Source organism: Micromonospora craterilacus (genome assembly GCF_003236315.1).
Taxonomy (GTDB): domain Bacteria; phylum Actinomycetota; class Actinomycetes; order Mycobacteriales; family Micromonosporaceae; genus Micromonospora; species Micromonospora craterilacus.
The window spans coordinates 1-8,264 of record NZ_POTY01000281.1; the positions used below are offsets into that span (position 1 = coordinate 1).

7 protein-coding genes and 1 pseudogene are annotated in these 8,264 nt (G+C 74.2%); 5 read left to right on the forward strand and 3 right to left on the reverse strand.

Going from position 1 to position 8,264, the window contains the following annotated elements; translation table 11 throughout:
- Positions 1–30: 30 nt before the first annotated feature.
- Complete coding sequence (locus tag C1I95_RS29510; protein WP_111218779.1) at positions 31–630, reverse strand: dihydrofolate reductase family protein; 600 nt, start codon at positions 628–630, stop codon at positions 31–33.
- Positions 631–706: 76 nt separating this feature from the next.
- Here C1I95_RS29510 and C1I95_RS29515 point away from each other — a divergent pair, with 76 nt between their 5' ends.
- Positions 707–1,291: a TetR/AcrR family transcriptional regulator gene (locus tag C1I95_RS29515; protein WP_111218771.1), complete on the forward strand. Its 585-nt coding sequence runs from the start codon at positions 707–709 to the stop codon at positions 1,289–1,291.
- 113 nt (positions 1,292–1,404) lie between these two features.
- Positions 1,405–2,550, forward strand: coding sequence for a polysaccharide pyruvyl transferase family protein (locus tag C1I95_RS29520; RefSeq protein WP_111218773.1), 1,146 nt, complete (start codon positions 1,405–1,407; stop codon positions 2,548–2,550).
- Between the two features lie 145 nt (positions 2,551–2,695).
- Here C1I95_RS29520 and C1I95_RS29525 read toward each other — a convergent pair whose 3' ends face one another.
- Complete coding sequence (locus C1I95_RS29525; RefSeq protein WP_111218775.1) at positions 2,696–2,902, reverse strand: DUF8847 domain-containing protein; 207 nt, start codon at positions 2,900–2,902, stop codon at positions 2,696–2,698.
- 218 nt (positions 2,903–3,120) lie between these two features.
- Here C1I95_RS29525 and C1I95_RS29530 point away from each other — a divergent pair, with 218 nt between their 5' ends.
- The gene (locus C1I95_RS29530) at positions 3,121–3,642 is read left to right on the forward strand and encodes a DinB family protein (RefSeq protein WP_111218777.1); all 522 of its coding nucleotides are present in this window, start codon (positions 3,121–3,123) and stop codon (positions 3,640–3,642) included.
- Positions 3,643–3,913: 271 nt separating this feature from the next.
- On the opposite strand, the pseudogene C1I95_RS36685 reads toward C1I95_RS29530, so the two are convergent.
- A pseudogene (locus tag C1I95_RS36685) lies at positions 3,914–4,378 on the reverse strand (PfkB family carbohydrate kinase); the annotation flags it as partial.
- Positions 4,379–4,447: 69 nt separating this feature from the next.
- Between C1I95_RS36685 and C1I95_RS36690 the strand changes: the two are divergent.
- Together C1I95_RS36690 and C1I95_RS29540 are read left to right on the forward strand one after the other, a co-directional pair.
- Positions 4,448–4,630, forward strand: coding sequence for a hypothetical protein (locus C1I95_RS36690; protein ID WP_233513966.1), 183 nt, complete (start codon positions 4,448–4,450; stop codon positions 4,628–4,630).
- A 414-nt stretch (positions 4,631–5,044) separates the two neighbouring features.
- Positions 5,045–8,209 carry an SNF2-related protein gene (locus C1I95_RS29540; protein WP_438941349.1) on the forward strand — a complete coding sequence of 1,055 codons (3,165 nt, stop codon included), beginning with the start codon at positions 5,045–5,047 and terminating at the stop codon, positions 8,207–8,209.
- The last annotated feature ends 55 nt before the right edge of the window (positions 8,210–8,264 follow it).

Below are 8,264 nucleotides of genomic sequence, written 5' to 3' on the forward strand. Positions count from 1 at the left end.
ACCCCCACCCACTGACCGGCCCGGCCCGCGCTAAGGGCGGCGCCGGGCGCGCCCTGGTGCGGTCGACCGCGTGTAGCGCAGCACGACCACCCCGCCGCCGACGGGTGTGGCGTCGACCAAAGCCAGGTGCTGCGGGTCGAAGGCACGGGCAACCAGCGGGATGCCGCTGCCGGCGACGATCGGGTTGAGCTTGACGACCAGCTCGTCCACTTCGGACAGCAGTTGGCCGGCGAGTTGGCCGCCGCCGCAGAGCCAGATGTCGCCGCCGGAGCGTTGCTTGAGGTCGCGGACGAAGGCCACCGGGTCAGCGGAGACGATCTCCACCGCCGGGTCGTCCGACGGGGGGAGCGAGCGGGTGAAGACGTACTGCTTCAGGTGGGCGTACGGGCTGGTGACGCCGAGCTTCAGCGCGGGGTCGTAGGTGGCTCGGCCCATCACCACCGCGTCGAATCGGCCCTGCGGGCGGTCGATGCCGAGCTGCGAGTGGGCGAAGGTCGGGAAGGTCTGCGGCCAGTGCGTGGCGAGGTGCCGCGCCACCTCGGGGTCGAGGCCGAAGAACTCGGCCGACCCGTCGGGGGCGGCGATGAAGCCGTCGATGGTGCTGGCCACGTAGTACACGAGCTTGCGCAAGCGGTACTCCAAACACTACGGATGTTGTGGTTCGACAATCTACAACACCTGTCGTGGTTCCTGCTAGGGTTTCTTCGTGGCGCGAAACCCCGAGCGGCGGGCGGCCCTGGCGGACGCCGGGTTGCGGGTGCTGGCGGCGAACGGTGCCCGGGGACTCACCCACCGGGCCGTTGACGCCGAGGCGGGAGTGCCCGTCGGCACCGCCTCCAACTATTTCCGCTCCCGCGATGCCCTGCTCGGCGCGCTCGGAGAGCGGATCTTCGAACGGTTCGCCCCCGACGACGCAGTCCTGGCCGAACTGGCCAAGCGGGAACCGTCGCCGGCCCTGCTCACCGACTACGTCCGGTATGTCGTCGAGCGGACCACCCGACACCCGGAACTCACCCGCGCCCTGATCGAGCTGCGCCTGGAGACGGCCCGCCGCCCCGATCTGGCCCGGATCCTCGGCGACACGCTGCGCCGGGGCTACCGCGAGGACGTCGCGTTCCACGTCGCCGCCGGACTGCCCGGCGGCGCGTTCGAGGTGGCCCTGCTGCACTACGCCGTGGACGGGCTCCTGCTCGACCTGCTCACCACCTCGATCGACGCCGGATTCGACCCCGACGAGGTGGTTGCCGCCCTGGTGTCCCGCCTGACCGCCGGGTGCCCGACCGGCGCCTGAGGCTCCCGGGTCCGCTGCCGAGCGGCGCCGGAGTCATCCCCGGTACGGCGATGACTGTTCAGTGGTGCAACGGGGAAAACGTGGAGGCGGACGCACCTGGGGAGGAGCGACGGATGACGCGTGCCGGACTGACCATCGGCGTGCTCGGCTCGTACGGTGGGCGCAACCTCGGCGACGAGGCGATTCTCACCGGCCTGCTGACCGACCTGCGGCAGCAGGAGCCGAACGCCCGGATCATCGTCTTCTCGCGCGACCCGGAGCACACCCGGCTGGCTCACCCGGACGTGGAGGCGGTGCCCTGGGAGGGGGTCAGCCGTACCGACTCCGCCCTGGTGCTCTCCCAACTGGACCTGCTCATCCTCGGCGGCGGCGGCATCCTCTACGACAAGGAGGCACGCCGTTACCTGCGGGTGGTCCGGGTCGCGCAGGAGCGTGGCCTGCCGCTGCTGACCTACGCCGTCGGCGTCGGGCCACTCAGCGAGATGGTGGACACCGGCATGGTCCGGGAGACGCTGGCCGGCGCCGCCCAGGTGACCGTACGCGACCAGGAGTCGCGGATGGTGCTGGAGGAGGCCGGGCTGCTCAACCCGATCACCGTCACCGCCGACCCGGCGTTCCTGCTGGAACCCCAGGAGTTCCCCGCGGAACTGCTGCGCGAGGAGGGCGTGCCGGCCGGCAAGCGGCTGGTCGGGATGAGCGTGCGGGAGCCGGGCCGGGCTGCGGAGCGGCTCGACGTGGACGGCTACCACCGGCTGCTGGCCCAGATCGGTGACTTCCTGGTGCACCGGATCGACGCGCACGTGCTGTTCGTGCCGATGGAGCGTGACGACATCCGGCACTCACACGGCGTGCTGTCGCACATGATCGCCGCGGAGCGGGGTCGCATCCTGCACGGCACCTACACGCCGCAGCAGGTGCTCGGGTTGATGCGCCACTTCGACCTGGCGGTCGGCATGCGGCTGCACTTCCTGATCTTCGCCGCGATGATGGGTACGCCGTTCCTGCCCCTGCCGTACGCCGGCAAGGTCTTCGACCTGGCCCAGCGGTTGGGGGTGCCGGCGCTGCGCGGGGTGGAGCGGGAGGTGGAGGGTCCGCTGCTGGCCGAGGTGGACCAGTTGTGGGACGAACGCGACCAGCGTGCCGAGACCACTGCTCAGCGGGTGGCGCAGGTCTGCGAGGAGGCGCGGGGCACCTCACAGGTGACCCGGGCGGTGCTGGAGAGCCTGCGCAGCCGTTCCCTCGTCGAGGTCGGCGCCTGACCCGCCGGGTCAGCATCCGGCTGCCGCGTGTCGTGGCGATCCGCCCGGGAGTTTGGCTGGGCGCGCCCGGCGGCCGTGGCGTTCGCCGTTCCGGCGCCGCGGCCGGTCAGACTGCCGTCCCTCGCCGTCCTGGCGCGGCCGTTGGTCAGACCGCCGGCCCTCGCCAGCAGTAGCGCCACTGCTGGCCGTCCGTGCCGATCGACTCCAGCTCGTAGATGTCCGCCTCGGCCAGGCCCTCCGGACCGAGGTGGTGGTGGGTCAGCGGAGGCCGGCCGTGCGGGTCCAGCTCGACGGTGACGTGCTCGCCGTCGGCCGAGCCGCCCACCAGCGGGATCTCAACCGTTGATGCCATGCGCCCATCCTGCCCCGACCGCCGTCGCCGCGCAGCGGATAGCCCGGCACGCCTGCGGTGCCGCTTGGCCTGCCACAACGCATGATCCGCGCTGGATCCCGGATCGAGTGGCCTCGGCGTCGGGCGGATACCACTCGATCCCGCATCGAGCGTGATCATGGCCGGCCCGGGGTGTGTGCGGGCCGCCGACTCGGGCCGGAGGCGACTAGCCTGCCGACATGGCGGAAATCGCGATCGATCCGACGCTCGGTCCCGTCATCAACCGGGCGGCCGACGAACGGGCAGTCCTCGAATCCTTCCTCGACTTCCACCGGGCAGTGCTACTGCGCAAGCTGCGCGGACTTTCCGACGCCGACGCGGCTCGTCGGTTGGTGCCGTCGGCGACCACCATCGCCGGGCTGGTCAAGCACCTCACCGTGGTCGAGCGCAACTGGTTCCACATCCTGCTCGACCCGGCCCCGGGCGAGGCGTTCCCCACCACGGAGGAAGCGGCGCTGGCCAGCTTCACCCTTACCGGGGAAGACACCGTCGACAGCCTCGCAGTCGGCTACGAGCGGGTCTGCGCCCGGTCCCGGGAGGTGTCCGCGCGTTTCGACCTCGACCACGTGGTACCGCACCCGCAACTCGGCGAGGTGTCGCTGCGCTGGATCCTGGTGCACCTGGTCGAGGAGACCGCCCGGCACGTCGGGCACGCCGACATCCTGCGGGAACTAACCGACGGCACCACCGGCGCCCTCTGATCCCTGTCCCGACCGAACAGGCCCGGCAAAGGCGCGGGTCCCGGTGGCGGGAAGGCCCGCACCCACTACCCGAGCAGTCGGGGTAGGAGCGCGCTCGGGAGGACCGGCAGGCCAGCCCCGGGGCGGCCGGGGCAGGGTGCGGAGCAGGCCCGGCGGCCGGAGCAGGCCCGGCGGCCGGGGCAGGATCCGGGAGCAGGCCGGGCGGGTACTCCATGCCGTCGTGGGTGCAGGCCGCCGCGGCCACCTGGGCCGCGTACCCGGCCGCCTCCGCCCAGGTCGCGCCGCGCAGCCGGGCCGCGATCAGGCCGGCCGCGAAGGCGTCCCCCGCGCCGTTGGTGTCCACCACCGGGCCGGGTGGCGCGGCGGCCGGCACCCGGCTGACCTCGCCGCCGAGGTGCAGGTCCGCGCCGTCGGCGCCCCGGGTCACCAGTACCGGGCGCGGTGCCAGGGTGGCGGCCACCGCCGCCGCCCGGTCGTCCAGCGCGGTACCGCTGACCAGGACCAGCTCCGCGACCTCGGCGAACGGTCGATGGTACGGGTTGCGCCCGTCCCAGTCGTGCAGGTCGGTGGAGCTTCCCACCCCCTCGGCGAGCACGTCGCCGAGGGCGGGCAGCAGGTCCCGGGCCCAACCCATGATCGACAGGTGGACGTGGGTGGCGTCCCGGATCAGCTCCGCCAACCGCGCCGCCGAAAACGGCGGCGGCCCGCCCGACGGGCGGGGGTCGTAGAGCGACATCCGCCGCCCGGCAGGATCGACCAGGTTCACCGAGCGGCGGGTGCCCGCCGGGTCCTCGGCCAGTACGACGTGCACCCCGGTGCGGCCCAGCGCGGCCCGCACCACGTCACCGGCCGGGTCCGCGCCCACCGCGTCGACCACCGCGACCCGCAACCCGAGCGCGTGGGCGGCGAGCACCACACCGGCGCCGGTGTTGCCGATCCGCAGGTCGATCGGGTCGACGGTGACGGAGTCGACCACCGGCAGCGGTAACCCGGGCACCCGTACCCGTACGTCGACCCCGAGACCGCCGATCACCAACAGGTCGTACATGGCGCCGACGGTAGCCGCCCGGCGCCGCCTATCCTGACCCGGGTGTTGACCGGGCCCCGGGTGTTCAGGGGCCGCTCGGCGGAGGGGGAGTGCGTGCTGGTCGTCCACGGGATGTGGCTGCCCGGCCGGGGCGTCGCGATCTGGGCCGAGGACAGCACCCGGCCGCCGCACGCCCCGCGTCGTCCCGGCCGGGCGCCCCGGGAACGCCCGCACCCGTTCGCCGCCGAGCACGCCACGCTGGTCGCCGTGCTGGCCGAGGCCGCCGAACCGGCCGACCTGGGCACCGCGCTGGTCAGCCTGCCGACCCGGGCCGGCTCACCGCTGGACTCGCCCGAGCTGGTCCGGACCACCGTCGTGGAGCCGGCCCGCGGCCCGGTCATCCTGGCCGGCTGGCGGGTCCCCGTCCTGGCGTACGCCCCGGACGCCGCGCTGCCGCTGCTGCGTACCCTCGACGGGCTGGCCGCCGCACCCGGCGCGACCCTGCGGCACCTGGCCGAGCTGGCCTCCTTCGCCGTCGACCTGGCCACCCGCGGCCGGGTCCTGCCCGGCCTCGCCGACCCGTCCCTCCCGTCCGGCCCGGCGCACACGTCCGCCCCAGCGCAGGCGTCCGGCCTGGCGCAAGCGTCCGCCACAGCGCAGGGGTCCGGCCGAGCCCAGGCGTCCGCCCAGGCGCATGGGTCTGGCCGAGCCCAAATGTCCGGCCGAGCCCAGGTATCCGGCTGGGCGCAGGCGTCCGGCTCCGCGCATGCCGCCGCCTCGGCACGCGCTCCTGTCCAGGCCGGCGGCCGGTCCGCCCCGGACCTGTCGGGCCGCCCGACCGGTGACGGCACGGGGGTCGCCCGGGCCGTCTGGCGCCCGCTGCTCACCGGCACCGACGCCGGGTGGGCCCGGGCGCTGGCGCTGGCCCTGCCGCCGGTCGCCCGCGCAGTGATCGAGGCCGACCTGCCGGGGATGCCGGCCGGTGACGCCCACCCGTCTCGACGGCCGGTCCGATCCGGTCGGCCGCACCGCGAGCCGGTCACGGGCGGCCCGGCGGGAACCGTGGTCGAGGCTCCGGGAGCGCTGGTCGCCGACGCGCTCGACGCGCTCACCGACGCGGCCGTGCGCGCGGCGCTGCCGGAAACCATGCTGGCCCGGGGGGTGCGGCGCAACGGAGCGGTGACCCCGTGGCTGGGCGCGCTCACCGGGCCGCGCCGCGAGTTCACCGCCGAGCCGGCGGCGCTGCACACCCTCCGGTCCGAACTGGACGCCTGGCAGCGCGACGCCGCCGGCGGTGCGGTGCGGGCCAGCTTCCGGCTGGTCGAGCCGCCGGACGAGGAGATCACCGGCCTGGAAACGGTGGTACCGGCCGACTCCGGGGCGGTCGACGCCGACCGGTGGCGGCTGGAGTTCGGGCTCCGCGCGGCCGACGAGCCGGGCCTGCACGTCGACGCCGGTGAGGTGTGGCGCGGCGTCCGCCTCCCGGTCGCCGGCGACAACCCACAGGAGACGATGCTGGCCGAGCTGGGCCGGGCCAGCCGCCTCTGGCCCGAACTGGACACGGCGCTGCGTACCGCCATGCCGGAGGCGCTGGAGCTGGACGCCGACGGCGCCCACCGGTTCCTGCGCGAGGGCGCGCCGATGCTGCATGCGGCGGGCTTCACCGTGCTGCTGCCGTCCTGGTGGCGGCGGCCCTCGTCGCGGCTCGGCGCGCGGCTGCGGGCCACCTCTCGGACCGCCCCCGGCACCGTCACCGGCCCCGGTGACGGGGTCGGACTGGACGCGCTGGTCGACTACCGGTGGGAACTGGCCCTGGGCGACCAGCCGCTGACCGAGGACGAGCTGGCCCGGCTGGCGGAGCTGAAGACCCCGCTGGTACGGCTGCGGGGCCGCTGGGTCGAGCTGGACCCGAAGCGGCTCGCCGCCGGTCTGCGGCTGCTGCGGTCCACCGGCGAGCTGACCGTCGCCGACCTGCTGCGGCTGGGGCTCGCCGACGCCGAGCAGCCGGACGCGTTGCCGGTGCTGGAGGTGACCGCCGACGGGGCGCTGGGCGACCTGCTCGCCGGGGCCGTGGAACGCCGGCTCGCCCCGATCGAGGAGCCGCCGTCCTTCCACGGCACGCTGCGGCCGTACCAGCGGCGGGGGCTGGCCTGGCTGACGTTCCTCCAGTCGATCGGGCTGGGCGGGGTGCTCGCCGACGACATGGGGCTCGGCAAGACGGTGCAGCTGCTGGCGTTGCTCGCGGCCGACCCGCCGGACGCCGGGCCGACCCTGCTGATCTGTCCGATGTCACTGGTCGGCAACTGGCAGCGGGAGGCGGCGCGGTTCGCCCCGGGGCTGCGCGTACACGTGCACCATGGTGCGCAGCGGGCCCGGGGCGAGGGGTTCGTGACCGCCGTGCACGCGGCGGACCTGGTCCTCAGCACGTACTCGGTGGCCGCCCGCGACGCGGTCGACCTGGCCGGGATCGACTGGCACCGGGTGGTGGTGGACGAGGCCCAGGCCATCAAGAACGCCGCCACCCGGCAGGCGGAGGCGGTCCGCGCGCTGCCGGCCCGGCACCGGATCGCGGTGACCGGTACGCCGGTGGAGAACCGGCTGGCCGACCTGTGGTCCATCATGCAGTTCGCCAACCCGGGGCTGCTCGGCCCGGCAGCGACCTTCCGCAAGCGGTTCGCCGAGCCGATCGAACGGCACGGCGACGCCGAGACCGCCGAACGGCTACGCCGGATCACCGGCCCGTTCGTGCTGCGCCGGCTCAAGACGGACTCGTCGATCATCTCCGATCTGCCGGAGAAGCTGGAGATGGAGGTGTTCTGCAACCTCACCACCGAGCAGGCGGCGCTCTACCGCGTGGTCGTCGACGACATGCTGGCGCGTATCGAATCCAGCGACGGCATCGAGCGACGTGGCCTCGTGCTGGCCACCATGACCCGGCTCAAGCAGGTCTGCAACCACCCCGCGCAGCTGCTGCGTGACGGCTCCTCGCTGGACGGCCGATCCGGCAAACTGGCCCGGCTGGAGGAGATCCTCGACGAGGTCCTCGCGGCGGGGGAGAAGGCCCTGCTTTTCACGCAGTACGCGGAGTTCGGCGGGATGCTGCGCGGGCACCTGTCGGCCCGGTTCGGCCGGGAGGTGCTGTTCCTGCACGGTGGGGTCAACAAGGCCGACCGGGACGAGATGGTCACCCGGTTCCAGTCCGACGGGGGTCCCGCCCTGTTCGTCCTCTCCCTCAAGGCCGGCGGGACCGGACTGACCCTCACCGCCGCCAACCACGTGGTGCACGTCGACCGGTGGTGGAACCCGGCGGTGGAGGACCAGGCCACCGACCGGGCATTCCGGATCGGGCAGCGCCGCCGGGTGCAGGTCCGCAAGTTCGTCTGCGCCGGCACGGTGGAGGAGAAGGTGGCCGCGCTGATCGCCGACAAGCGCGGCCTGGCCGCGTCGGTCGTCGGCACCGGCGAGCAGTGGGTCACCGAGCTGTCCACCGCCCAGCTGCGTGAGTTGTTCACCCTGGAGGCCGGGGCGGTGGCCGAGTGAGCGCCCAGGACGCGGCCGGTGGTGCCGGGCGGGCCGGGCGTTCGGCCACCGGGGG